The organism is Burkholderia sp. BCC0322 (genome assembly GCF_902833045.1).
Taxonomy (GTDB): Bacteria; Pseudomonadota; Gammaproteobacteria; order Burkholderiales; family Burkholderiaceae; genus Burkholderia.
The window spans coordinates 44297-67276 of the sequence record NZ_CADFDU010000021.1 but is presented as its reverse complement, the minus strand read 5'-3'; the positions used below and the strand labels follow the sequence as shown (position 1 = coordinate 67276).

Annotated in this window: 28 protein-coding genes; 27 read left to right on the top strand and 1 reads right to left on the bottom strand. The window is 60.8% G+C overall.

Annotated features, from left to right (window positions below; translation table 11 throughout):
• Positions 1–96: 96 nt before the first annotated feature.
• The 4 genes from HWX39_RS33995 to HWX39_RS33980 all read left to right on the top strand — a co-directional run bounded on the left by HWX39_RS33995 (position 97) and on the right by HWX39_RS33980 (position 3524).
• Positions 97–750, top strand: coding sequence for a GntR family transcriptional regulator (locus HWX39_RS33995; RefSeq protein WP_175971929.1), 654 nt, complete (start codon positions 97–99; stop codon positions 748–750).
• Positions 743–2005, top strand: coding sequence for a dicarboxylate/amino acid:cation symporter (locus tag HWX39_RS33990; RefSeq protein ID WP_175971928.1), 1263 nt, complete (start codon positions 743–745; stop codon positions 2003–2005). The genes HWX39_RS33995 and HWX39_RS33990 overlap by 8 nt, the downstream gene beginning before the upstream one ends.
• Positions 2006–2135: 130 nt before the next feature.
• The gene (locus tag HWX39_RS33985) at positions 2136–2537 is read left to right on the top strand and encodes a hypothetical protein (protein WP_175971927.1); all 402 of its coding nucleotides are present in this window, start codon (positions 2136–2138) and stop codon (positions 2535–2537) included.
• A 27-nt stretch (positions 2538–2564) separates the two neighbouring features.
• A complete protein-coding gene (locus HWX39_RS33980; RefSeq protein ID WP_175971926.1) occupies positions 2565–3524 on the top strand; it encodes a PAS domain S-box protein in 960 nt (319 codons plus the stop codon).
• 7 nt (positions 3525–3531) lie between these two features.
• Here HWX39_RS33980 and HWX39_RS33975 read toward each other — a convergent pair whose 3' ends face one another.
• The gene (locus tag HWX39_RS33975) at positions 3532–3942 is read right to left on the bottom strand and encodes a helix-turn-helix transcriptional regulator (protein WP_175971925.1); all 411 of its coding nucleotides are present in this window, start codon (positions 3940–3942) and stop codon (positions 3532–3534) included.
• Between the two features lie 222 nt (positions 3943–4164).
• Here HWX39_RS33975 and HWX39_RS33970 point away from each other — a divergent pair, with 222 nt between their 5' ends.
• From HWX39_RS33970 to HWX39_RS33860, 23 genes are all read left to right on the top strand, one after another.
• Positions 4165–4608 (top strand): hypothetical protein, encoded by a 444-nt coding sequence (locus HWX39_RS33970; protein WP_175971924.1) that lies wholly within the window; start codon positions 4165–4167, stop codon positions 4606–4608.
• A gap of 445 nt (positions 4609–5053) precedes the next feature.
• Complete coding sequence (locus tag HWX39_RS33965; protein WP_175971964.1) at positions 5054–5551, top strand: lytic transglycosylase domain-containing protein; 498 nt, start codon at positions 5054–5056, stop codon at positions 5549–5551.
• A gap of 569 nt (positions 5552–6120) precedes the next feature.
• Complete coding sequence (locus tag HWX39_RS33960) at positions 6121–6519, top strand: hypothetical protein (protein ID WP_175971923.1); 399 nt, start codon at positions 6121–6123, stop codon at positions 6517–6519.
• A 12-nt stretch (positions 6520–6531) separates the two neighbouring features.
• Complete coding sequence (gene traL, locus HWX39_RS33955) at positions 6532–6819, top strand: type IV conjugative transfer system protein TraL (RefSeq protein WP_175971922.1); 288 nt, start codon at positions 6532–6534, stop codon at positions 6817–6819.
• A gap of 4 nt (positions 6820–6823) precedes the next feature.
• Positions 6824–7435, top strand: a complete 612-nt coding sequence (locus tag HWX39_RS33950) for a type IV conjugative transfer system protein TraE (RefSeq protein WP_175971921.1) — start codon at positions 6824–6826, stop codon at positions 7433–7435.
• The gene (locus HWX39_RS33945; protein WP_175971920.1) at positions 7432–8178 is read left to right on the top strand and encodes a type-F conjugative transfer system secretin TraK; all 747 of its coding nucleotides are present in this window, start codon (positions 7432–7434) and stop codon (positions 8176–8178) included. The genes HWX39_RS33950 and HWX39_RS33945 overlap by 4 nt, the downstream gene beginning before the upstream one ends.
• Entirely contained in the window at positions 8171–9496 is a 1326-nt protein-coding gene (locus HWX39_RS33940) for a TrbI/VirB10 family protein (RefSeq protein WP_175971919.1), read from the top strand. Before HWX39_RS33945 ends, HWX39_RS33940 begins: the two co-directional genes overlap by 8 nt.
• The gene (locus tag HWX39_RS33935; protein ID WP_175971918.1) at positions 9489–10559 is read left to right on the top strand and encodes a hypothetical protein; all 1071 of its coding nucleotides are present in this window, start codon (positions 9489–9491) and stop codon (positions 10557–10559) included. Before HWX39_RS33940 ends, HWX39_RS33935 begins: the two co-directional genes overlap by 8 nt.
• Positions 10556–10984, top strand: coding sequence for an HNH endonuclease (locus tag HWX39_RS33930; protein WP_175971917.1), 429 nt, complete (start codon positions 10556–10558; stop codon positions 10982–10984). Before HWX39_RS33935 ends, HWX39_RS33930 begins: the two co-directional genes overlap by 4 nt.
• 113 nt (positions 10985–11097) lie before the next feature.
• The gene (locus HWX39_RS33925) at positions 11098–11451 is read left to right on the top strand and encodes a hypothetical protein (protein ID WP_175971916.1); all 354 of its coding nucleotides are present in this window, start codon (positions 11098–11100) and stop codon (positions 11449–11451) included.
• Positions 11448–12539, top strand: coding sequence for a DUF5131 family protein (locus HWX39_RS33920; protein ID WP_175971915.1), 1092 nt, complete (start codon positions 11448–11450; stop codon positions 12537–12539). The genes HWX39_RS33925 and HWX39_RS33920 overlap by 4 nt, the downstream gene beginning before the upstream one ends.
• Positions 12540–12685: 146 nt before the next feature.
• Positions 12686–13435, top strand: coding sequence for a DsbC family protein (locus HWX39_RS33915; RefSeq protein WP_244135149.1), 750 nt, complete (start codon positions 12686–12688; stop codon positions 13433–13435).
• A 2-nt stretch (positions 13436–13437) separates the two neighbouring features.
• Positions 13438–14115: a type IV conjugative transfer system lipoprotein TraV gene (gene traV, locus HWX39_RS33910; RefSeq protein WP_175971914.1), complete on the top strand. Its 678-nt coding sequence runs from the start codon at positions 13438–13440 to the stop codon at positions 14113–14115.
• 14 nt (positions 14116–14129) lie between these two features.
• Complete coding sequence (gene traC / locus HWX39_RS33905) at positions 14130–16724, top strand: type IV secretion system protein TraC (RefSeq protein WP_175971913.1); 2595 nt, start codon at positions 14130–14132, stop codon at positions 16722–16724.
• Between the two features lie 2 nt (positions 16725–16726).
• Complete coding sequence (locus HWX39_RS33900) at positions 16727–17095, top strand: TrbI F-type domain-containing protein (protein WP_175971912.1); 369 nt, start codon at positions 16727–16729, stop codon at positions 17093–17095.
• Entirely contained in the window at positions 17092–17313 is a 222-nt protein-coding gene (locus tag HWX39_RS33895; protein WP_175971911.1) for a hypothetical protein, read from the top strand. Before HWX39_RS33900 ends, HWX39_RS33895 begins: the two co-directional genes overlap by 4 nt.
• Positions 17310–17819 carry a S26 family signal peptidase gene (locus tag HWX39_RS33890; protein ID WP_175971910.1) on the top strand — a complete coding sequence of 170 codons (510 nt, stop codon included), beginning with the start codon at positions 17310–17312 and terminating at the stop codon, positions 17817–17819. Before HWX39_RS33895 ends, HWX39_RS33890 begins: the two co-directional genes overlap by 4 nt.
• Before the next feature lie 50 nt (positions 17820–17869).
• Positions 17870–18154 (top strand): hypothetical protein, encoded by a 285-nt coding sequence (locus HWX39_RS33885; protein ID WP_175971909.1) that lies wholly within the window; start codon positions 17870–17872, stop codon positions 18152–18154.
• Between the two features lie 20 nt (positions 18155–18174).
• A complete protein-coding gene (gene traW / locus HWX39_RS33880; protein WP_279613122.1) occupies positions 18175–18801 on the top strand; it encodes a type-F conjugative transfer system protein TraW in 627 nt (208 codons plus the stop codon).
• A gap of 53 nt (positions 18802–18854) precedes the next feature.
• A complete protein-coding gene (locus HWX39_RS33875; RefSeq protein WP_175971908.1) occupies positions 18855–19868 on the top strand; it encodes a hypothetical protein in 1014 nt (337 codons plus the stop codon).
• The gene (traU, locus tag HWX39_RS33870) at positions 19865–20896 is read left to right on the top strand and encodes a conjugal transfer pilus assembly protein TraU (protein ID WP_175971907.1); all 1032 of its coding nucleotides are present in this window, start codon (positions 19865–19867) and stop codon (positions 20894–20896) included. The genes HWX39_RS33875 and traU overlap by 4 nt, the downstream gene beginning before the upstream one ends.
• Positions 20893–21681, top strand: a complete 789-nt coding sequence (gene trbC / locus HWX39_RS33865; RefSeq protein WP_175971906.1) for a type-F conjugative transfer system pilin assembly protein TrbC — start codon at positions 20893–20895, stop codon at positions 21679–21681. The genes traU and trbC overlap by 4 nt, the downstream gene beginning before the upstream one ends.
• Positions 21678–22967: a hypothetical protein gene (locus tag HWX39_RS33860; protein ID WP_175971905.1), complete on the top strand. Its 1290-nt coding sequence runs from the start codon at positions 21678–21680 to the stop codon at positions 22965–22967. The genes trbC and HWX39_RS33860 overlap by 4 nt, the downstream gene beginning before the upstream one ends.
• Positions 22968–22980: the final 13 nt, after the last annotated feature.

Sequence of the window (22980 nt, the reverse complement as noted above, 5' to 3'; positions counted from 1 at the left end):
GATGCTGGCAAAAATGGCAGTTGTGAGCAATCCTCATTCGAGCTAACGTGATTCGTTCAAATAAGCTGCATACATAGACGAAAACTGCGATCGTAGATGTCGGGGAAAAATCTAACTGATGCCGAACGTGCCTATGTCGAGATTCGCGGGCGAATCTTCGACGGCCGGCTCTTGCCTGGGCAAAAGATTTCGCAACGCCGTTTGTCCGACGAACTGGGGTTCGGGCAGATGCCGGTACGTAGCGCTTTGCACTTGCTCGAATCGGAGGGGTTGGTGGACGTCGTTGACAAGAGCGGAACCTATGTATCCGCTCCCTCGACGACCGATCTGCGCGACATCTTTGAGATGCGTTTGGCGCTCGAAAGTACGGCGGCCTATCTCGCCGCGCAAATGGGCGCAACAGACGGACTCAGACTGGCCGCGGAGCGTATGCATGGAATCGTCGAGAAGCACACGGCAGACATCATGCTCGAGCAGCGCGTGGGATGGGTATTTCACTGTGAGCTTTTTGCAGCAGCGAAAAATGACAGGATCGCGACGGCGTACAACTTGCTTCGTGCTCAGACGTTGGCGTTGAACGAGATCCCGAGAACGGATGCGGAGACGGTTCGTCGGGGCACCAGAGAGCATCTAGCCATTTTCGCCGCGATTGTGGAGAAGGACTCTGACGCTGCGCGCAAGCTGATGTGGGATCACGTTGTTGACGGCACGCCAGCACGGATCAACTTGTTACGGGAAAAACATGAATAGCATAACGAAGAGAAGAACATCATTGCCTGTTCAGATGCTTGGTGGCTTGATTTTGGGCGTCGCGTGCGGGCTTATTTTTCCGTCGAGTGCTGCAGACTTTGGTTTTATTTCGACCATTTTCGGGCATGCGATCAAGATGGTCGTGATCCCGTTGATTTTTCTCTCTGTCACCGTCGGCGTCTTTCGCGCATTGCAGAGCAGAGAGCAGCTTGGCAAGGTTGCGCTCTCGTGCGTCGGCTTCTTCCTTGTGATGACCGCATTTGCTGCGTCGCTCGGCCTGCTGCTCAATTTCCTGTATCGACCCGGCGTTGGTGCCAGTCTCGCTCAAACCGGATCGCTGCCCGCCAATCTTGCGTCGAGCATCGACTGGATGAAGTTTGTGACCGATCTGATCCCGACAAACATTGTCGCTGCACTTGCGTCCGGGAACTCGCTCCCGGTTCTGGTCTTTGGCACGCTCCTTGGTGGGGCGTTGGCCTCGGTTCCCGAACGTGCAGAGCCAGCGATCGAAGTGTTCGATTCGTTGCTGGCGGGCCTGTTTAAGATGACCGAATGGGTGATCGCATGGTCACCGCTCGCGATCTTCGCCTCGTTGGCGGTGCTCTTATCGTCGAAGGGTATGGCCGCGATTTACCCATTGCTGAAGTTACTTGGCCTCGCCTATGTCGGGATGGCGATTCTCGCGATTGTCCTGACAGTCATAATTAAGGTATCCGGACAATCGCCCGCCGCGGTGCTCAAAAGGGTACGTGAGCCCTTGATCTTGGCGTTCACGACACGATCGTCCGAAGTTACGTTCCCGTTGCATCTGAAGAAGCTGACCGACATGGGCGTGCCATACGGCGTCGGGTCCACTATTCTGCCGCTCGCCTATATTTTCAATCGGGACGGTGCAGTTCTGTATACGGCTCTCGCTGTCGGATATCTCGCAGATGCCTATCATCTCGCGTGGTCGTGGCCGCTTGCGATCACGATCGCATTGCTCGCGATTGTCACGATTGACGGGGCAGCGAACGTACCATCCGGCGCGATCGTCGCGATCACGGTAATCTTGACGTCGATCGGCTTACCGGCCGACGCCGTACTTTTGATTTTGGGTGTCGACGCGTTCTTTGACATGGGGCGTACCGCGCTTAACGTGTATGCGGGTACAACTGCGGCTGTCGTCGCAATGAAGCTCTCCAGGGACGAAGCACCACCCGCCGGTGCTGCGACAGCGACCGCCCAACCGATGGGACTGCGAAAAATAGAATAAATACTCCTCTGAATTTCCGCGGAGTCCTGCCGTTAAGCAGCATGTGCGTCGTGAGGTTGCTTTCCGGCCGCACTGAGCGGCGCTATGCGCGAATTTGATTTCGCTTGTCAATGAGGGTGGCGAGGGCGTGATGAATCAAAATGAAGTGGAAGGCGCTTTTCTGGTACGTATCGGGACCGAGCGTCCGATCTGGACGCTGACCGATGATAGCAACGCGATCGTTCTTGGTAGCCTGCCTCGCAGAGCAGATCTGGCTGTCGGACTGGATGAATCCGTCGTAGCGCGGGTCCGCGGCATCGGCGACATGGTTGCGCGTGTGCGATGCGAGATGGCGTTTTTCGGGACACGGCTCGAGGTTTATCTGGTCGGCAAGAAGATTGACGATCGAATCTGGCGAGGTGTTGTGTCAGCCGATCCGATGTTCGTTCCGGCGGATTCGATGATCGCTGCGTGGGAAGTGCGCGAGCAGGACAATGTCGTCCGGTTCCCCCGCCGTCGAGCGAGCGCCGGAAGCGGTATGGGCCAAAGTTGAACTGCGATCACAGGTTTGGGTGGTGCGATGAGTGCGAAGACCATTTTTGCGGGGTTCAGAAATCACTTCGGGACCTCCACGCCGAACTGGCGATTTTCAAGTCCTGATCACGTGCTAACGCTGTCGTCGGCCGACGACGAGACCGGGCGACCGATTTCTGTTCAGCTCAGCGCTCACCAGGCCGGACGAATTCGTAGCCTGGCGGGCGCGATGTCCATGGTGACACTGAACACGGTGATTCAAGGTGAGCATATTGACCTGTACTTGCTCGGCAAGAAGGTCCGTGCAGGAGAGTGGGCCGGAATTGGCGCCTCCCTGTGGGACCCCGAGTCGGTCGCGACTATCACGATGCGTGCGATGGCCTTCTCGGAGGGAGTCATTTCCGAGGCCAATGCGATTCTCGTGGTGTTGGACAAGGCGGGCACGATTCACCGCTTCAACCGTCGGGCGGAGGAGTACACCGGATTCCGGGAAGAAGACGTGATTGGCCAGAACGCGCAGGAACTATTCATGTCCGTGGCGTCGGCTAACGAGTCTCGATCGAACATCTCCCGCTTCTTCGAGCTGGGCCACGTTCAGGATGTTCAGCGAGTGATCAATACCGTCGATGGGGCGCGTCCGTTTCTATTTCGAAATCGATTTGTCCACCCGATGCAGAGCGACGCACCGGAACTGATTATGTGTTCCGGCGCCGAGTTGAAAGAGGAGACCGGGATTGGTGATGGTTCAGCGTCGAGATCCGATGAACGAGTAGCAGCCAGCGAAATGTATTCCCGTGCTGTTCTGGCACGTATCGTGGATTGGGCTGCATTGACCAACGGTGCCGCAGCGTTGCTTGCGTCGATGGAAGCGGGGCCAATTGACCCGCGCATTGTTATGCAAGCACAGCGGCTCACCGCGAGAGCGGTCCAAGATGCATATGACCTACATACTGCGATCAGTGCGGACTTCTCGACCGATGGTCGAACGGACCATCGGATCGCGTGACACGTGGTCAGTCGGTTGGGTCGTTTGATTTGTCCGGCGATGGAAGTGAAAGCGGCGTGCTGGCCTTTGCACGAGCGGGGACGCTGTAGATTTTTCGGGCGGCGATGAGGCCGGCGGCAAAATCCTGTACCGCTTCAAGCTCGCGCTCCGTGAGATCCAGAAACCAATCGGGGGCGGGCGGCGCCCCTTCCATCGGGCCTTTACCCAGCGCGAGCCATACCGGGCTGACGCCATAGAGCAATGCCAGGGCAACCGTAAAAGCGGATCCGGTGCCCTTTGTTTCGAGCGCTCCTAGGTTGCTTTGCGAGATACCGACGCGGGCTTCGACTTGCTTTTGCGAGTAGCCCTTCCTTCGTCTAGCTAGTAGAAGGCGTTCGCCGAACGGGGTGCGGCCTTGCGCCTGATTTGAGTTGTCCATGCGTGTAAGATAGCGCCCCCAAAATCCTTAATTATGGTTGATTGGCAAGCCTATTTCGGGTATTTTTACGTGTGAGAAATGTTAAAGACCATCAGATCGCGTGGCATTTTAGATTCTTTCATATATTACGGTAATTTGTACCGGAGCTAGCCGACTCGGAAGCAAGAGGTGCGGATAGGGGGATCCAACGTGGGATCCGGGTTGCGATCGCCGCGTACAACTTTGGCCATCGACAATCTAACAAACCTGACGCCTTTCTTGTTGACACAGGGGCACTGCAAAGATACGATCATTGCGCGAATTCCCGATTCCCGGAAATCGAAAATTGGGAAAATGAACTTGCTTCGACCGGCGCGACGATGGAGAAAGACTGTTTTGACCAGAAAGAAGGCCAAAACAGATATGGGAATCACGGTGGCCGAGTTGCGCCGGAACGAATTGAGCGAAGAGTACGAAGTTAAGATTTTCTTCGGACCGTTAAGAAGCTGGCAGATCTGTCTGCTGACGATATCCGGGAAGGTGGTAGATGTAGAAACAAAGCGCGCTACACCGAAATCATGGCGGCATTTTGAAGATGCCGTAGATTTTGTGCGGGAGCATTGCGTTCCTTCGGCGACTATTGTCGTCGAGATAGATGGAATTTTTTTAAGGCAAAGCCAGAAGTAAAACGGCCGAGAAGGGTGCGCCAACACCCTTCTCGGCCTGACCACAAGCTAATAGCTGGGAAAGCTGAGAGAGACCACTCGTGGCTGCAGATATTGTACGTCAATCCATTGGGCTTGACGCATTTGATATGTCCCTGTTCTATGGTGCGTTGTTACGCTTTGTAACGCGCCGGGAAGTATCAATTGCGGACAGGACATACCTCCGCGTTTCGCGTCCAATCGGCAGGCCCGGTGCCGTGTTTCCGCGCGCCCGCCTGCTCTCTCGTTCCCATGAGGAAACGAATTCCGCTTTCGTGTTGTCGCCCTTCCGGTACGAGCCTCAGTCGCTCGCACCCCGCCTGCCCCTTCTCTCTCTCAGTGCCTCGACGGCAGGCGGTCTCGTAGCGTATCGGGTCGACCAGGTCCGCTACTCTTTTTATTCCATGCGTCGCCGCACACCGTGCGTCTTGCGCAAATTCGGCGTGGCAGCTGCAGCCACGTTCGCCCTGCTCGCGACCTCGCCTGCGGCAGCGGATGTCTGCAAGGGCAATATTTTCAATGAGGCGGCAGCCCTTTATCACCTCGACCCGGATCTCCTGCGTGCCATTACCTGGGTCGAATCACGCGGCGTGCCCAGCGCTGTGGGACCGCGGTTGCCTGACGGGCACCGTGCGTGGGGCGCAGCGCAAATCAACGACGTTCATCTGGCCGAGCTCGTCAGCTACGGCGTTACCCAGCGCGACCTCCTCAATCCGTGCGTGAACCTGAAGCTCAGCGCATGGGTGCTCGCAAACTGCATTCAAGCGAAGGGCGCAACCTGGGCCGCTGTTGGCTGCTACAACACCGGGCCCGGCTCGACGAACGCCGCAGCCCAAGCACGCTACGTCCGGCTCGTCCAGCGTGCCTACGCCGGCTACCGCGCGCAGTCGACGCCCGGTAACTCAACCGAGCGAGGTTCGCGATGATGCGTTCCCCCCTTTTTCTCGCGGTCGTGATCGGTGTGCTCGCACAAGCCAGCTTTGCGGGCTCGCGCGTCCAGGACTACGACGTCACGCAGATCGGTCAGCCCGGCTCAGGCCACTACGTGTTTTGTTCGGCAGAAACGTGTCCGGAGCCCACGATCAAGCACCTAGCGGTTTCCGCTCCGGTCGTTCCAGAGAATCTTTCCCTCCCTGTTTCCCCGGCCGCCGAAGGTTGGCCGCAACGTGCATCCACTGTCCCGATCGTTAAGCGGCATACCTCGCATAGCATCCGCACCCGACATGTAAGTCATGTCGCAAAGGTGCCGAATCGTGCGCTGTGTACACCTGCTGGACCGGGCGTGTCGACGTCTAAGCAACCCGCGGCCCACTAGTCCGCGCAGCTGACCGATTTCATCACTGGACCAAGGAGGAAATCTAGTAATTAGCAATCCGTAATAAATAGCTTGATTGTTTGCTTAACCACTCTCCCCCGAAAGGTGCCCGCGCTGTCCATTTCGGCGCGGGCACAACTCCTGGCCGGATAGACCGGCTACTTAACGCGTGAGGACCAGATGATTACTGCTCAAACCTCTCCGCTCGAGATGCTCGAAGTACGAGCCGCGAGCGCCCTCGTTGCTTGCGAGGACCGTGTCAAGGAACTCCTGCAGAAACCCGAAGTACGCGAAACCCTGAACGCCCTCACCGCCGTGCTGCTTGCGCTCACTTTGATGATGGTCGCCCGCTACGCGTTCGGAACGGACGGCGCAGAGTTCCAGCAAGGTGCTACCACCGTTGAGGGTTGGGCCAAAGGCAATCCCGGCAAGACGTGCGCCCTCGCAGGTGTGTTGTTCGGGAGCCTTCGCGCCATGTTCGTCAAGGACTACGGCGCGTTCCTCATTCCGTCGGGCATCGGTATCGCTGTCGGTGTGATCATCGGCATCATCGACGCCAGCTACACCGCGACGATCTGATCGGGGGCGGCGATGTCGGATGATCTCAGTCACTACGTGCCCAGTCGCCTTGACGACCCGGAGAAGTTTCTCTTCTTTCGTAAGGACGTGGCCGCGATCGGCCTCGCCGGCACGATCGCAGGTGTGGCAACCAACCACACGCTGCTGGGTTTGGTCGCGGGCGTTGCGATTGCAGCCGCCTGGCAGAAATTCAGCTCGGGCCAGCATCCCGGCATGTCGGCTCACGTCATGTACTGGGTGTTGGGGATGTTCGGGCCGAAGAAGCTGCCGCCATCCGACCTTCGCGAACTGAACGGGTGAGCCGATGACACCCAACAATGCCGCCAAATCCCGCGACGCGCTGCGCGCCGAAAACCGATTCCTGAAGAAGGTTCTGTTGGGCAACGGCACCACCAGTGTGGTTATCGCACTCACCTGCGCATGGCTGGTGGTTACGCAGCGCGTCATCCTCATGCCCCCCGCAGTTCGCGGCACCTACGTGATCGGGGCCAGGTACGCGAATGACCAGTATCTCGCCGACCAGGCCGCATATGTGCTGTCCCTGTCCAAGAGCGTTACACCGACGACCGTCGACAACAACGTTCGCATTCTCCTGTCCATGGTCGACGACGATCGCCGCGCTTCGCTCAAGACCGAATGGGATGCCGACGCGCTGCAGATCAAGCACGACGGTGTGACGAACGTCTTCGAGCCGATGGGTGTCGGCGAGGTGGATTTCCGCAACAAAGCCGTGAAGCTCACGGGCACCTTGACCACGTACATCTCGGGCAAGCGCACGAGCTCGGAGCAAAAGACCTTCGAGGTCTATTTCGGAATCACCCTCTTCGGCCGTCTCGTGTTGCTCGACATCCGAGAAGCCACCCGCGGCAAACAAGGCGTCGCGCCGCTGGTCCCCACGGAGACTCCCGCATCATGAAACTCTCCTTTGATCGACTTCGGTCGACATCGCACACGGCCGTGACGTCTCGTCTGGTCCTCGCCACTGCGGCATTCCTGACCACCGCCAGCGCGCACGCGATCCAGGTCGTCAAGGGCGCGGACCGGCAGGCGCAACAGGTATCGGTATCCGCAGCCGAGTACAACGTCCTGTCCATGTCTGGTGGCCGCAGCTTCTCCAAGATCGTGCCGGCTGTACCTGGTTCGGTCTCGTGGACGCAAGACGGCGGCAAGCTTTGGCTTATGCCGGCGAATCCGACCGCGCTGAATGAGTCGATCACGGTGTTTGTGATCGATGACGTTGGCACGACATATCGACTCTTGCTCGTTCCTGGCCCGCGCCCGGCCGAGGATATCCGGATCGAGCCGCCTGCGGCACGTTCTGCCCAGACGCTGCATGCATCGGCATTTCAACGGCGCGTGAAGCTCATGATGCTCGCGATGGCCGGCGGCCAGGGCGCGCCGCAGCTGTCGTACACGTCGGTCGACACCGTCGTGCCGCTCTGGAAGGAAGCGGTATTGACGCTGGTGCGCCAATACGGTGACGGCGATTTCGTGGGGGAAACGTACACGCTGTCGAATACCTCCCACAGCGACATGGCCATCGACGAGCGCGAGCTGTACGCGCCGGGGGTGCTGGCCATCGCGATCGAGAACGCAAACCTGCCGGCCGGCGCCAGCACGATCATCTATGTCGTCCGCGAGCGAGGCGACCATGAGTGACGTCAATCAGGCAACCAAGCGACGCCAGCGGATCCTGACGTTGGTCGGCTTCGGCGTAGTGGCCGCCCTCTTCGGTATTGGCATGGTCTTTACCCAGGGCGGGCCGACCAATCGTCAGTTCACCACCAAGGTTCCGTTCACGAGCCTGGGCGATCAGAATGATCGTAACGCCTGGCGTGCGCACTCGGAGGCGCAACTGGCGGATCTGACTCGGCAGATCTCCAGTGCAAATTCGCGCGCCGACGATACGCTGTCGCAACTGAAAGCCTTGTCGAAGGCGCAGGACGATCTCGGCAAGCGCCTCGACGCGATGAAGACCACCCCCGCGAGTGCGCCGGCGCCGACGACTGCACCAGCGACCGATCGCGCGCTGCTCGAAAAGCCGATCCCCCTCAACGGCGCGCCGACCAAGGCTGGCGCCATCCTGAACCCGCCGTTCGGCAAGTCGGGCAAGGCGGGTACGGTCGACACGGTCGCAGCACCTCCGAGGCTTGACATCATTCAGTTCAGTGCGCCGAGCGGCAGCGCGACCGATTGTGTCGATCCGCGCTACTCGTCGTTACCAATGGACCAGGCGACTCGCGCGCAGCAGGACTGCCTCAAGGCCAATGGGAAGAAGAAGATTAACTTCATTCCCGCAACGTCCTTCGTCCGCGTGTTCATGATGAACGGCGTCGATGCACCGACTGGGGGTGAAGCTCAGCACGATCCCCTCCCCGTGTTCCTCCAGGTGCTCGACGCAGCCAACCTGCCGAACAGCCGCAAGCTCGACATCAAGGAGTGCCGGATCCTCACGCAAGCATACGGCGATGTCTCAAGCGAGCGCACCCATATGCGTGGCGAGACCATCGACTGCATCTTGAAGAACGGCCGCACCATCGAAATGCCCATCAAGGGCAATGTCATGGGGGAGGACGGCCATGAAGGCGTGCGCGGCCGCCTGGTCTCCAAAGCAGGATCGGCGCTGGCCATGTCGGTGCTCGCCGGCATCTCGTCCGGTATTGGGCAAGCGTTCAATCAATCAGCCAACACCCTCAGCAACACCGCGCTGGGGTCGACTTCAATTATCAATCCGAGCCAGGTCGGTCGTGCCGCTATCGGCAGCGGCGTCTCGGGCGGGGCTGACGCTCTTAAGCAGTACTACATCCGCACGGCAGAAAAGCTCTTCCCCGTGATCGAGACGGACGGTGGCCGCGTGGTCGAGTTTGCCGTGACGAAGGGTGCCGAGTACGACGGAGCCCTTTCGGACATCAGCAACATCAACGACGGCATCGCCAGCGATCGCCGTGCAACCGATGGAGGCTACACCGATGATTGAGGAAAAGAATCACGCGCCTCGTTTGGCGTTCGAAGATGCGATGCAACGGTGCGCAGACGAAGCAGGTGCCGAAGTCTCGTTCGCCTTGGATATGGACGGGAACTACCTGCAACCCGAAATGCGCCGGGCACTCGCGGGTTGGTTCGGTGCGGGCACGCTCATCGCAGACCAGATACGCGGCTTCAGTGAATTTGCGAACGCTCGGTTTCATGGCGACACCGCGTTTCAATCCGGCTTCCTCAAGTTTTTTGAGCACGTCACCGGGCTCCTGGACCTTTCCAACGACCCGCCGGATTCCTCAACGGATGGTGATCAGCCGGAGGCGAATGCGCTGAGCGGTGCCGCAGCGTTCGACGATGCCGTGCTCGACGGATTCAATCGTGCGTTGAAGGAAAAGATGGCAGTGGGCAGGGCCAAAGGGCGTGCCGGCTGGTGGAGCGCGCCTGTCGAGGACTTGTCGGCAATGCTGCGCACGCACGTGGACAAGGGGGATCCTGTTGATGTTGCCGTGCTCGCGATGATGCACTGGTACAAGGATGCCGGCATCGCGTCCGTAGCCACTGTACCCGTCGAAATTGTTGCCTCCGGCGAGCTCACGAAGGTGTCAAGCAGTCCAGTCATGGGTGGTCAACTCGACATCAGGACGTCTGCCGGTCCGATCGGTATTACCGGTTTCCCCAACGAGCTCGCGCGTGACTGCAAGCCCTTGCTGTGGGAGCAGGTCGAGATTGTGATCCGTTCCCCGAACACGGCGCAATCCACTGCGATCGCCGCGGCGGAATTCGCGTCGGCAACACCCTCTTCGCTCGAATGGCTCGCGGCAGGCCGGGCCGCGTTTCAGGCCGGCGTGGATTTGGACACCGTGCTCGCGTGGGCAGCAGCGAACGAGATCGAGTATCGCAACGAGGGCGGCGCCATCATGGTCCGATGCGCGTCGCTTCTGGCTCGCTCGCATCGGCATCACCTGCGCCGAAGTGCGAACGCGGTTTCAGCTGGCAACGACAAGGAATGTGTGGCGCTCGGTCGTGGAGCTGCTGCTGTCGTCTCGGAGCGCGAATCATGAGCCGACTGACGAAGGCGCAGCGCGAGCAGCTTCGAAACAAGTACGACGGGCACTGCGCGTACTGCGGAAGCACGCTGGCCGATCGCTGGCATGCCGACCACTTTACTCCGGTCGTGCGGGCGGTTCAAAGCAAGCGTTCGGACGACGGTCAATGGAAGCTCGTGGCCGGTCCGGCGATCCATCCCGAACGCGACGTCGAGTCGAACTACATGCCGTCCTGCGCGCCTTGCAACATCAGTAAGGGACCGCTGTTGCTCGAACAATGGCGCCAATTGCTCGCCGGGCATGTCGCATCCCTCAATGCGTACCACCCGATCTACCGCCTTGCGAAGTGCTACGGGCTCGTTCAGGAAACCGGTGCGTCCGTTGTCTTCTATTTCGAGCGTGTCGGTGCAGCTGCGGCCATTTTGGGAGCCGTCCAATGATCTCGCCTCACGAAATTCAGATTGTGCGCGACCACCGAGGTGCCGACGCGCAGGTTTTACCTACCGCATTGCGGGAGTTCATGCAACGCATCACGCCGAGGGAGGACTGAATCATGGCGCGCTCCAGATATATGCCGACTGCGAACGACGTGCTGTCCGTCATGCGACCGCGCGTCGCATATGCAGCATACGTGCTGGCAAGCGAGTTTCATCTGAGCGCGGCACGAATCCGGCCGCTACTCGACGAGATGGTTGCGAACGGCACGCTGTCGCTCGCGCATGTTGCCAATTCTCGAGGCTACAACGTATGCCTTGCCGGAAGCGAGCCGCGTGGCGACACCTCTGCTGAGAAGTACGTAGGCACGCCTGCAGCGCCGCGTACGCATTTCGTGATGACGGGCGACTTGAGCCTGTACGCGGCGGAAATCCAACGTCGCGTCGACCTTTGCATGAAGGTGCGGCGATGAGCGTGGTCAGCAAGATCGAGTGGTGCGATCGCACGTGGTCACCGTGGGAAGGTTGCCAGAAGATTGGACCGGGCTGCGACCACTGCTACGCGGAGGCAATGAACCTCTGGCTGCGCCGCGGGGAGAACTGGGGGGCAGGCGCACCGCGTCGCACTTATGGTCTGGATCATTGGGAGAAACCGCTTCGGTGGAACTCGCGCGCGCAAGCAGCGAGTCTGCCGATCAAAGTTTTTCCGAGCGTATGCGATCCGTTCGACAACGCTGCGCCGGCCGGCGCGCGCGCCGCGTTCGGCCGACTGATCCTCAAGACTCCGTGGCTCATTTGGCTTCTCTTGACCAAGCGTATCGGTAACGCCGAGCGCATGCTGGGCGAGATGTTTCCCGAAGGTACACCGGTCAACGTATGGCTCGGTGCCACGGTCGTCAACCAGGACGAGGCAGATCGAGACATCTCGAAGCTGCTCACCATTCCGGTGCCGTTGCGATTCTTGTCGTTGGAACCACTGCTTGGTCCCATCAATCTCGAATCCGTCGCGTGGCCTGGGCTCCAAGGGCACCGCGTCGATGTGCTTCGAGGTGGGTACTGGAATCAGGCGCCTTACGCGCTCGGCGCCAAGGCGGCAGCGCTCGGCACGCCGAAAGGTGGTTTCACGAATCACTCCGACTTTCCGAGCACGATCGATTGGGTGATCACCGGTGGAGAGAGTGGCCGCGGTGCAAGGATGGCTCATCCGGCTTGGGTCCGCGCGCTTCGCGATCAATGCGCTTCTGCGGGCGTTCCGTTCCTGTTCAAGCAATGGGGCCAGTGGATGCCAGGTGTTGAAGCTACCAATGCTCAGCTCGATGCCGCTCGTTCGGGCGCGTGGGTCAAACGAACCGGCCAGATACACGAGGGCAACGATCCCACGGCGTTTAGTGAAGGCGACGCACACATGCTCAGCATTGGCAAGAAGCTCGCCGGCCGCATGCTCGACGGCGTCACGCATCACGCGTTCCCGATGCCAGGTCGCCCTACCGCATTTCTCCCGACGTCGGTTTCCACGTCCGCCGGCGGCACCTTGTCCTCTCCATGCTCAACAATCCAATGAAACAGGCCAAATTCACTTTTGCTCTGCTGATGACTACGTGTGTCGCTTGGGGATGTACCGCACAGGGAACGTCCGCGGTCTCGGCGCCCGTCGCGGCATCGAGACCCGCGACCATCGAATCAACGTCACCCGCAGCGATGCCCGCGATGGCCATCAACCCGGCCGATCCGAACGTTGATCCCGGCGTAGCCGCGCTCAAAGCGGCGCTGCATGCGCGGTACCCGTCCACACAGTTTCGCGAGGTGGCCGCCACGCCGTCGACGGGCATCTACGAAGTCGTGATGGGCAACAAGGTCGCGTACACCGACGTCACCGGTCGGTACTTCCTGTTCGGCCACCTCTTCGACATGGTAACGCAACAGGATCTCACGGTGCCCGTCGAGCAGGCTCTGCAGAAGGTTCGGTTCCCCGCCGATCGGCTGCAGGACGCATTCGTCGAGGTTCACGGCACCGGCCGCCGCAAGCTCGCGATCTTCGACGATCCCGATTGCCCGTACTGCCTGGTCTTGGAGGATGACCTGTCCAAGCTCAAGGACGTGACGATCTACCGGTTCATGTATCCACTCGAATCGATCCACCCGCGGGCGCGCGCCCATTCCATCGCGATCTGGTGCGCGGAAGACCGGCTGGCCACCTGGCGTGCATGGATGCCCCTCGCCTTGTCACGGTGGATGCGCAATCAAGGTTCATCGCCGGAGGGTGGCTCCCCGAAGACACCTGCGCCGCCGCGAGTCGAGCCGAAGCTCGTCTCGTGTGCGAACCCTATCGATGCGAACGCAGCACTGGCCGCGAGCATGGGGATTTCGGGTACGCCCGCCCTCGTGAGCGAGGACGGACGCGTACTGCCTGGCGCAGCCAGCGTCGAGGCAATCGATCAATGGCTCGGAGCAAAGTGACCATGAAGAGCAACGCCATTCTCACCGCTTTCACCGCTGCTCTTAGCCTGACCGGTTGCAGCTTCAGCGGATACGACGCGAGTTCGCAATTCGCCTGCAAGGCGCCTGAAGGTGTGCTCTGCAGCAGCATGTCCGGAATCTATGCCAACGCGATGGCGCATAACCTGCCAGACCAGCGCGTGCATACGGCCGCCGGCGCGACCACCAACATCGCGCTCGGCAGCTATACCGGGGGACCGAGTTCGATATCGAGCACATCGGGCGGAGCTGTCGGCACGAACTCGCGTGCCACCTTCGGCGTCGCTGGAATCCTCCCCAAAGCACTGGACAGCGGCGCTCCCGTTCACACAGCATCGCGCGAGATGCGGATCTGGTTCGCACCGTGGCAGGACGCGGACTCGGATTTGCACGATCAGGAGTACGTCTACCTGATCGTCGATGCCGGCCACTGGTCGATCGCGCACAACCAGCAGCGTATCCAGGCAGCGTTCCGGCCCGTGATGCCGCCGACACCTGCGCAGGATGCCGGCGGATCTGGTAGCAAGGCAGCAACTACCGCGTCCAACACCGATTCATCGTCGGCGTCGATGTCGAATGCGGACCGGGTGATGCAGGGCATTCTCACGCCGGCCGGCGCAATCGACCGGGCGGGCACGATGCCCGCTGGCGTGGATCACTGATCCGGGAGCCGTCGATGAGCACCCTGCAGACCTGGATCGATGACGCGAAATCGCTCGCGCGAACGGCCATTAGCGAAGCGATTCTCGGCACCGATGACGATCTTGGGCCTCCGGCGCCAACAGCAGCTGACCAGCGTCGGATCGACACAATCGGCCTTCATCAGCTTCTGCCATACGACCAGTATGACCCGGCCACCGCACTTTATTACAACACCGACTCGGTGGGTTTCGTGCTCGCTGTCGCACCTCAGACTGGCGCTGACACCGAACTCACCCGCAGTCTGCATGGGCTATACGACTCGGTGCCGGCCGGGTATGGCGTCCAGTGGATGCTGTTCGGCGACCCGATCATCGAAGAGTCGCTGAATGCCTACGTCGACCTTCGTCGCCAGTATGCTGAAGCGGGAACAGTTCCGTCGTTTTATCTCGAGCAGGCCGAGCGCCGCGCTGCGTCCATCCGCACCAAACTTGGTCAGCCATTGTTTCTCGGTCAGAACTACTCGATCACCGACAAGCGGCTGATGCTCTCGATCGTGCGCAAGGGCGCGTTCAATGATCTGAAGCTGCGCGAGGAAATCCAGAATCTGCGCGATGTCGTGGGCGCAACGCTGCAATCCGCCAGCCTCGCGAGCCGCACGGCCGAACCCGACGATCTGATTCGCTTTCTCTGGCCGATTCTCAACCCGGGCGCCCTCTTTGGTGACGGCGCTGACACGCTCGATCAGACCTACAGCGACGACAAGTCGATCCGGGACCAGTTGACGGTCTTCGGTCACCGCGTGCGCGTGAAAGCCAAACAACTGATGTTCGGGCTGCCGCCGGAGGAACCGGACGAACCAGACGCACGTATCGCCGTGCGCACCTTCGGCGTGCATCAGTATCCGAAAATCAAAGAGCTATGGGAGATGAACAACATCGTTGGCTCGCTCTTCAACGATGTCCATCAGTACCCCTGTCCGTATTTGATCACCCTCGGCGTGATGATTCTCGACCAAAACGCCGTCGAGACGCGTGCCGCTCTGCGCGGTGCGCGCGCGACCCAGAACGCCGAATCGAAGATCGCGAAGCTGCAGCCGGAGCTCGCGCTGCAGAACCAGGATTGGAAAGCTGTCTCAATGCAGCTGCAGCTGGGTGGTTCGATGTGCGAGCTCTATCACACGCTCACGCTGTTCGCCCCGAGCAAGAGAATCGAGCAGTGCGTGGCGGCCGCGAGAGGCATCTGGCGGGCCGAGCGCTTCAAGCTCTTCCCGATGCTCACGCAGCAGCTCACGACGTTCCTGTCGGCCATGCCCATGATGCTGACCAGCGACATGCGCGACGACCTGAAGAAGTTTCGGCTAATCACCACCAAGACCACGGTGAACGCCACCGATATGGCGCCCGTGCTCGGCGAATGGTCTGGCACGGACGGGCGTCCCAGTCTGATGTTCTTTGGTCGTCGCGGCACGCCCGCGCTCGTTGATATCTATTCGAGCGGCACGAATTACAACGGGTTCGTCGATGGCACCTCGGGTGCCGGTAAATCGGTGCTGATGAACGACATCATCGGCGCATTTCGTTCGGTCGGCGGGATCATCCGCATCTGCGATGTGGGCTATTCGTACGAGAAGCAGATCGCCATGGCGGGCGGCCAATACATCGACTTCAAGCCTGGCTCGCGAATCATTATCAACGCATTTTCGACTGCCGGCGCCGATGAGGAAAATGGTCTCGACAGCGAGGTGAAGTTCATTCGTCCGATTATCGCGCGCATGGTTTCGCCGACCGAGCCGATCACGCCTTTCGAGGGTGCGCTGCTCGACATCGCGGTACGCATCGTCTGGAAAGAGTACGCCCAAGAGGGCAATCCCACCTTGGTGCGAGACGCCCTGTTGACCCTGAAGGATCAGAACGGTCAACCTGAACGCATCGCGTATGAGCTTGCGGTGCGGCTCGAACCGTTCTGCAAGGGCGGCGTTTACGGCGACTACGTCAACGGGCGCACCAACGTTCGACTCGACAACGAAGTGGTCGGGCTCGAGCTCGAGCACCTCAACAGCGACCCACAGCTGCGCACCGTGATCATGCTCGGCCTGACCAACCAGGTCACCAATGAGATGTATCGCTTCGACCGGTCGAGACCGAAGCTCTTCCTGCAGGACGAGGGGTGGCAAATCGTTGGGGACGATCAGGAGACCGCGGACTTCATGGAAGAGGGCTACCGTCGTGCGAGAAAGTACGAGGGCAGCTTCTTCTTCGCGACGCAGGGCATCACCGATGCCGCGATGAATAAGGCGACACAGGCGGCCTTCGACAACTCGGCGTGGAAGTTCCACCTCAAGCAAAGCGACGACACGCTCAAGAAGATTGAGAAGGGTGACGTGATGGACCTCTCTCCGGGCCTGAAACGCATGCTCAAGTCGTTGCGCCCGGTGCCCGGTCGTTACAGCGAGTTCATTCTCGTGGATCCCGCCGGCGGCACTCACTTGCTGCGCCATATCCCCGATGAATTCACGCTCGCCATGGCGACCACCAAAGGGCCGGACTTCGAATTCATGGAACGTCTGCGTGCCGGCGGTACGCCCACCGAGGACGCGATCCGCGCCCTGATCCACGCCAAACGGAAGTGACCATGCGACACGACCTCGTACTCACAAGCCTTATCTCGATCGGCGCCTCATTGGTGCTGGGTTCCCCGCTCGTCTACTTCTGGACGCAACGCGAAAAGGTTGCGCCGGTGGTCGTCGTCGACGTGCAAAAGCTCATCAGCGATGAACAGGAAACCCTGTTGAAGACGTTCAACAACGGCGATCCGGTCCATATGACCGATGACGCGAAGAACAAGGCGACCCAGCATGCCGGCGACTACGCCAAGCGGCTGTCGGCGGCTCTGGACCAGCTCGGCACGCAGTGCGGGTGCGTTGTCGTCAACAAGGCCGCGGTACTCGCTGGGGATGCTCCCGATCTGACGGACCTGATCGCACGGAGGATCGCGAAATGAGCCATCGCCCATTGGAATCGCTGATTCCGGCCTCCTGTTCCCTCGCCGGATCGGCGACCCGTATCGAGCGATTTGCATCCGCCGATGCTCGCTCCTGCCGCGAATGCCCGGAGGCGACCGCTGCCGGAATCGTTGCCAATGCAACTGCGCACATCGTCTTGCATGACCAGGATCCGATCGACGTAAGGGAAACAGGCAACAACGGAGACGCCCAGTGATCGTGCTCGTCGCTCGCGCTGCGGGTCTGGCCCGCTACCGCCGGTTTGTGCGCATCGTCGCGGTGCTTTCGATCGTCGCGGCCATCACTTGGGGCCTGACGCCCTGGTACGGCTTGACCTTCAACATGTCGACGAGCCTGCCGGGGACGCTGTATTTCATCCGCAAGGGGCCATGCCATCCGCGCCTGGGCGACACGATCGCGTTTCGGTGGCACGGTGGCGCTACCTATCCCGCGGGCCTCACGTTCATCAAGCACGTCGCCGGTCTGCCCGGTGACGTCGTGCAGGTAGTCGGTCGCGACGTATGGGTCAATCAGACCTACATCGGCTACGCCAAGCCCCTCTCGCTCGCCGGCCTCGCACTCTTCCCGACCAATGCCGGTGAGATCCCGCCCGATCACTACTTTGTCGCGACACCGAACCCGAACAGCCTCGATTCGCGGTACGCGATCGCCGGCACCGTTCCTCAATCCGCGATTGTTGGGGAGGCGTATGAAGTTTTCTAACCGTTGCCGTGCGTTCGTCCACTCGCCCGTCGCTTCTACTGGAGCTCCAGATGATTATTCCGATACTTGCGATCGGCTTGTTGATCTCCGCCTGGTTGATGTGCTCAGGACTTCAGCCACTGCTCACATTTTTCACGCACGGCGAGATGTTTCAGCTACTGCAAGCGCAGGTAGCGCTCGATGGCCCGGGGAACGGCCTGATTGGCACCACGTATTACGTGCCGGCCGTCGTGACGCTTTGCTGTCTCGGTGTGGGGATTTTGGCAGCCTGGTTCATCTGCTGGGCGGCGGCAAGCGTCGTCTCTTTGCTTGCCGACTACTGGACAGAGAGATAGGCGTGGTGCAGCGCGCCGCAATCGCATGGTTTGCCGCATTGATGCTGACGGCCTCTCCCGTTGCCGCGATCGCGGACGACCTGGGTGTGGTCGGCCCGACGTACCCGATCGCTGAACACGACGCGATCGCCATGCTGAAGCAACGTCTACTCGCGCTGCGAGCCAATGGCGGGCTCGCGGCCATCGAGCGCCGGGCTCGCCAACGCGCGCTGCATGACATCACGTCCCTGCCCGCCGTGCCTGGTCTGTCCACCGTCACGGAATACGCCAGCCGGCTGATCGATCCGACCGTGACATACGCGAAGCCGGTCACCAACGATGAGGGTGCTGTCATCGTGCCCGCCGGCACGCGCATCAATCCGCTCGACATCGTGACGCTGCATGAGCGCCTGGTGTTCTTCGACGGCCGCGACGCGGCGCAAGTTAAGGCAGTGCAGGCGATGACTGCTAAGTCCGGCGAAGCGATCAAGCCGATCCTGACCGCCGGATCGTGGTTTGACCTGACGAAAGCGTGGAAGCGCCAGGTGTATTTCGACCAGCAGGGACGGCTCACACAGCGCTTTGGAATCACTCGCGTGCCGGCCGTGATCAGTCAGCGTGGCAATCAGCTGCTGCTCGAGGAAGAGCCGGCCGCGCAATTGCGTTGACGGGGCGAATCTGCGCCGCAAGAACTTTTAGCTACCACCTTATCGGATCCGCGATGAATCACATGGAACGGCTCGACATCACGGCAGGCCCAATCGCTAGCGAAGTCATCGGCAACCTCAACACGGCAAATGGCATCGTCGTGCTTCAGATTCTCAAGACGGCGGCGGAGCGGCTCGACTATCTGTTTGCGCGGCATCCGATCGCTGCCTCTCTGCCAGACACGGCTATGGAGGTGCTCGGCGAGGCGCTGGATGACATCGAAGAAGGCGTGGCTGGCCGGAAGTTGGCCGACGACCTGCTCGTTGCGCTGGCAGTCGAGGGCATTTTCATGCACATGGGGCCGTCGACAGTTGGCCTCCTTCGGGTCGAGCAATTGCGACGCGGCGCAAGGGCCGCGCAGGGCGACGGTTTTACCGCCCCGCCGCTCGACGAGGCAGAAACGACCGAACTCGAAGTCATCCAGGCTGGACCGACCGGCAGTAAGCGCGAGCCTGGCCGGATTGAGGTAGACGTCGCGAATGACCAGGTTGTCGTGGCAGCGAAAGGATCGCTAGCTACCTATAACTGGCGCGCCGGTGCTTACGACAACAGGGTCGCCCGTCTCTCCATTCAGCCCATGCGCCAGTTCGTCGGGGCGAGTCATGACGACACCTACCGAGTAGTCGCGGGTGACGTCGCTGATGTCCACCGCCCCTCTTCGATCCTCGCCGACAACCTGAGCGAGGCGGAGGCGATCGATCTCATCGAGCGGATCCACAACGGCGTGAAGGGCGCACTCGGAATTGGTGCGCCGCCGGAATGCGTGGTTCAGCTTGACGAGTCGGCTCACGTGGTCGCTTCCGTTGAACCGGCACGACGCGCCTTGATTACCACGTTGCTTGAGTCAGCAACCAATGCGGCAAGCCGTGCGGTTCGGGTAATCGTGTTCGCTCTTGCAACCGCGGCAGTGATTGGGGCAGCCGTGGTCCTCCTTCCGATCGCCTTTCGGATAGGTCATCACCTTAGCGCGTACCTGATCGAAGTCGCCTTTGACGTGTATCCGACGCTGCGGGAGCTGCTGCCATGAGCACCACCCTTCTGCTTCGACGGTGGCTCGTCTCGCTCGCCCTGTTGGCCAGCTGCTTCTCATTTTCCGCACCGGCCGATGCTGGCCAGTGTGTCGGGCGATTCGCCAATCCGATCACCGACATCTGCTGGGAGTGCGCGTTTCCGATGGCCATCGGAAGTGTGACGTTCATGAACATGGGTCAGGACGATACCTCGAACCCGGGCGGCTTCCTTTGCTTCTGCAACGGCACGTTCGGCGTGAAATTCAGCTTTTGGGAACCGATCCGACGAGTCGACGTCACTCGCTCGCCCTACTGCTTCGTGTCTCTCGGCGGGATCACGCTCAACCCCGGCATTCATGCGGCTGAAGGTGAGGTGCGCGAGCAGAAGGACGACACCAAGCAGAGCTTCTATCAGGTCCATTGGTACACGGACCCGGTCATGTACTACACCGAGATCCTGCTTGACGACCCGTGCATGGAGACCGGTAGTTTCGACGTCGCGTACATGACAGAGGTCGATCCGACCTGGAGCGACGACGACCTCACCATGCTGCTCGAACCGGAAACCTATCTGTTCGGCAGCCCGATCGCTCAAGCCGCGTGCGCCGGCGACTGCGTGCAGTCGAGCCTCGGGTTCGGCAGCAACCTGCTCTTCTGGTGCGCGGGTTGCAACGGCTCGATCTACCCGTTCAACGGCCACGTGCAGGCCCACGTGTCGGCCATTCAGGCGTCGTCGCTGCTCGTCGAACGCATGACCGCGAAGCTGCATCGGGAGGGCTTGATGTGGGGAACGACGGGCGACGGCGCCATGTGCGGCTACTACCTGCAGCCCGTGATGGACAAGACCCAATACAAGTACACGATGCTCTACCCGGTCGCGCAAACCGACCAGATCAACGGTCAGTGCTGCCAGCCGTATGGGCGAACTTCGGCCCTCTGGGGCGCCGGAAAAATGATCCCGTACACCGGCGAGGACTTCGCCTACGAGATCTTCCGCAAGCGCAACTGCTGCATGGGCGCCAACCTTGGAGCTCTCCCGCAATGAATCGGTTCATTTTCTCGTTCACGGTCGCCAGCACGTTGGGCGTCGCTGCCATTCCGGTCGCCGCGCAGACAGTGTCGAACGACGCGCTCGCTCGTGAGCAGCAACAGATCAACACGACGCGCCGGGCCACCTTTGACGCGGCCGCCAGCGGTGCCGAGCGGTACCGCTCGGCAATGCCGTCATCCAGCGCAATCGACGCCGAGATGCGCCGGATTCAGGGTGATCGCGGTCGGCAGATGGAGCGGGCAGCCGCGAAAGCCGCGCACGACGGCAACGCGTTTCCGAACCTCCCCACCCCTGCACCAGCTGCCGCTGCGGCGGATCCCCTCGCGGTCGCAAAACGGTACGAGGGCCGGGCCCAGCGCCGGGTCACGGACTCGTTCGTCGCGTTCGCCAGCTTCTCGATGCCGGCAGCGTCGCTGGTGCGCCTGGTCAAGACCATGAACCAGGCGGGCGGCACCGTGGTGTTTCGGGGTTTCAAGGGCGACTCTCTCAAATCCACGGCCGCGGAGATGCAACGGCTCGGGATCGCATCGGGTGGGATCGTCGTGAACCCGAAGGCGTTCACCCAATATCGCGTCGCACGGGTGCCGGCATATGTCGTCACCCACGGTGGAGATGCCAACACTCAGGTCGACAGCAGCGGCTGCGCTCTGCCGGCGTCGTACGTCTCGATCTCGGGTGATGTGACGCCGGCCTACGCATTGCGCCAGATCGTTGATCACAGCCCGGCCTACGCGGATATCGCCAGCCGTTATCTGCGCGCGCTCGGAGACGTGGAATGAATGCGCTGACGTCGGCGCTGCGCCGATTCACTCCCCTGGGCATCGCGACCGTGCTCGCTGCGATCGGTGTCCGCGCGGCCGCCGACAGCCCGTCTACTGCATCGGCATTTTCCAGCGGACAGTCGTTTGGCCGATCGGGGATGAACGCCGCTCACGGGAGCATCGCCGGCGGTGGCTCGAACGTGCCGAACTACACGAACCAGGACGGCCAGCTCTCGCCGCTGTATGGCGGAGGCCAAGGTAGCCTCGGGCCGGCCGGCACCGGGAAGGAAGCGGACTGTTCGACGCAGCCGGCCAATCCGAGCGCGTACTGGCGGCAGGAGTGCGACGCCGTGAACTATCTCGCGAAGAAACCCCCGAATCGCATGCCGATCACCGCGAGCGATCCGATTGTGACGGGCAGCAAGGGCACGATCAACAATCCCGGCACGACGACGAGTTCGCAGGATTGCCACAACGTGACGTCGACGGTGCCGGCGACCTACCGGAAGGAAACCTGCGAGCAGGCGGTGGGCACGCAGACCTATACCTGCAACCGCATCAACGATCCTGTCTGCAAGGAACCCTACCAGGACTGTGCGGCTGGTGGTGTGGTCGAGGGCAGCTTCAGCGGTGGCTTCGCGTCCCGTCTGGCATCGAACTCGGCGTTTTGGAACTTCGGCGCCGACACCGGCTATCACGACAACTCGGGCTACACGGGATTCACAGTCTACGGTTCGATGAGCTTCAGCGTACAGAACCTGGCTCAGGTCGGCACCGCGGTCATCAGCCAGATCACCGCGAACAATACGTTGCGAAGCGTGGATATCAATGGTGTGACCGTCTACACCGACACACGAGACGGCGGTCGCGTGCTGCAGTGCGGGCTGGCGCTGTTGCCGCCGGTCCCACCTGATACCACCGGAATGCAGTCGGCCGGCAGTCTCGCCGCCCCCGTTGCCGGTGCAGTGTTCACCTACGGGACGCTCAACAACGGGATTCGGAGCGTGTGTTCGGATAAAACCGCCTTCAAAGCGGACGGAGGTCTGACCGAATACCGCGCATTCTTCCGATTCGGTAACGAATACGAGGGAAACCCTTCGACCATCTCGCCGGGGATCGACATCCGTCAGTATCTGCACGAAGGCGTCAACACGGTAGAGATCCAGGCTGCGATTGGCGGGTACGGCTTCAACGGTGGTGGCCAGGCTCGCGTCCAGCTGACGATGAACCAAATCTGCACGGCAATCTGTACACCGAACTGGATTGACCAGTGCAGCTCATTCGAACAGCGGGCCGTGCAATGATGACTCGCCCGCT

Coding starts and splice junctions, on each gene's coding strand:
- HWX39_RS33995 (WP_175971929.1), top strand. CDS start 97: ATGTCGGGGAAAAATCTAACTGATGCCGAACGTGCCTATGTCGAGATT.
- HWX39_RS33990 (WP_175971928.1), top strand. CDS start 743: ATGAATAGCATAACGAAGAGAAGAACATCATTGCCTGTTCAGATGCTT.
- HWX39_RS33985 (WP_175971927.1), top strand. CDS start 2,136: ATGAATCAAAATGAAGTGGAAGGCGCTTTTCTGGTACGTATCGGGACC.
- HWX39_RS33980 (WP_175971926.1), top strand. CDS start 2,565: ATGAGTGCGAAGACCATTTTTGCGGGGTTCAGAAATCACTTCGGGACC.
- HWX39_RS33975 (WP_175971925.1), bottom strand. CDS start 3,942: ATGGACAACTCAAATCAGGCGCAAGGCCGCACCCCGTTCGGCGAACGC.
- HWX39_RS33960 (WP_175971923.1), top strand. CDS start 6,121: ATGATTACTGCTCAAACCTCTCCGCTCGAGATGCTCGAAGTACGAGCC.
- traL (WP_175971922.1), top strand. CDS start 6,532: ATGTCGGATGATCTCAGTCACTACGTGCCCAGTCGCCTTGACGACCCG.
- HWX39_RS33950 (WP_175971921.1), top strand. CDS start 6,824: ATGACACCCAACAATGCCGCCAAATCCCGCGACGCGCTGCGCGCCGAA.
- HWX39_RS33945 (WP_175971920.1), top strand. CDS start 7,432: ATGAAACTCTCCTTTGATCGACTTCGGTCGACATCGCACACGGCCGTG.
- HWX39_RS33940 (WP_175971919.1), top strand. CDS start 8,171: ATGAGTGACGTCAATCAGGCAACCAAGCGACGCCAGCGGATCCTGACG.
- HWX39_RS33935 (WP_175971918.1), top strand. CDS start 9,489: ATGATTGAGGAAAAGAATCACGCGCCTCGTTTGGCGTTCGAAGATGCG.
- HWX39_RS33930 (WP_175971917.1), top strand. CDS start 10,556: ATGAGCCGACTGACGAAGGCGCAGCGCGAGCAGCTTCGAAACAAGTAC.
- HWX39_RS33925 (WP_175971916.1), top strand. CDS start 11,098: ATGGCGCGCTCCAGATATATGCCGACTGCGAACGACGTGCTGTCCGTC.
- HWX39_RS33920 (WP_175971915.1), top strand. CDS start 11,448: ATGAGCGTGGTCAGCAAGATCGAGTGGTGCGATCGCACGTGGTCACCG.
- HWX39_RS33915 (WP_244135149.1), top strand. CDS start 12,686: ATGGCCATCAACCCGGCCGATCCGAACGTTGATCCCGGCGTAGCCGCG.
- traV (WP_175971914.1), top strand. CDS start 13,438: ATGAAGAGCAACGCCATTCTCACCGCTTTCACCGCTGCTCTTAGCCTG.
- traC (WP_175971913.1), top strand. CDS start 14,130: ATGAGCACCCTGCAGACCTGGATCGATGACGCGAAATCGCTCGCGCGA.
- HWX39_RS33900 (WP_175971912.1), top strand. CDS start 16,727: ATGCGACACGACCTCGTACTCACAAGCCTTATCTCGATCGGCGCCTCA.
- HWX39_RS33895 (WP_175971911.1), top strand. CDS start 17,092: ATGAGCCATCGCCCATTGGAATCGCTGATTCCGGCCTCCTGTTCCCTC.
- HWX39_RS33885 (WP_175971909.1), top strand. CDS start 17,870: ATGATTATTCCGATACTTGCGATCGGCTTGTTGATCTCCGCCTGGTTG.
- HWX39_RS33875 (WP_175971908.1), top strand. CDS start 18,855: ATGAATCACATGGAACGGCTCGACATCACGGCAGGCCCAATCGCTAGC.
- traU (WP_175971907.1), top strand. CDS start 19,865: ATGAGCACCACCCTTCTGCTTCGACGGTGGCTCGTCTCGCTCGCCCTG.
- trbC (WP_175971906.1), top strand. CDS start 20,893: ATGAATCGGTTCATTTTCTCGTTCACGGTCGCCAGCACGTTGGGCGTC.
- HWX39_RS33860 (WP_175971905.1), top strand. CDS start 21,678: ATGAATGCGCTGACGTCGGCGCTGCGCCGATTCACTCCCCTGGGCATC.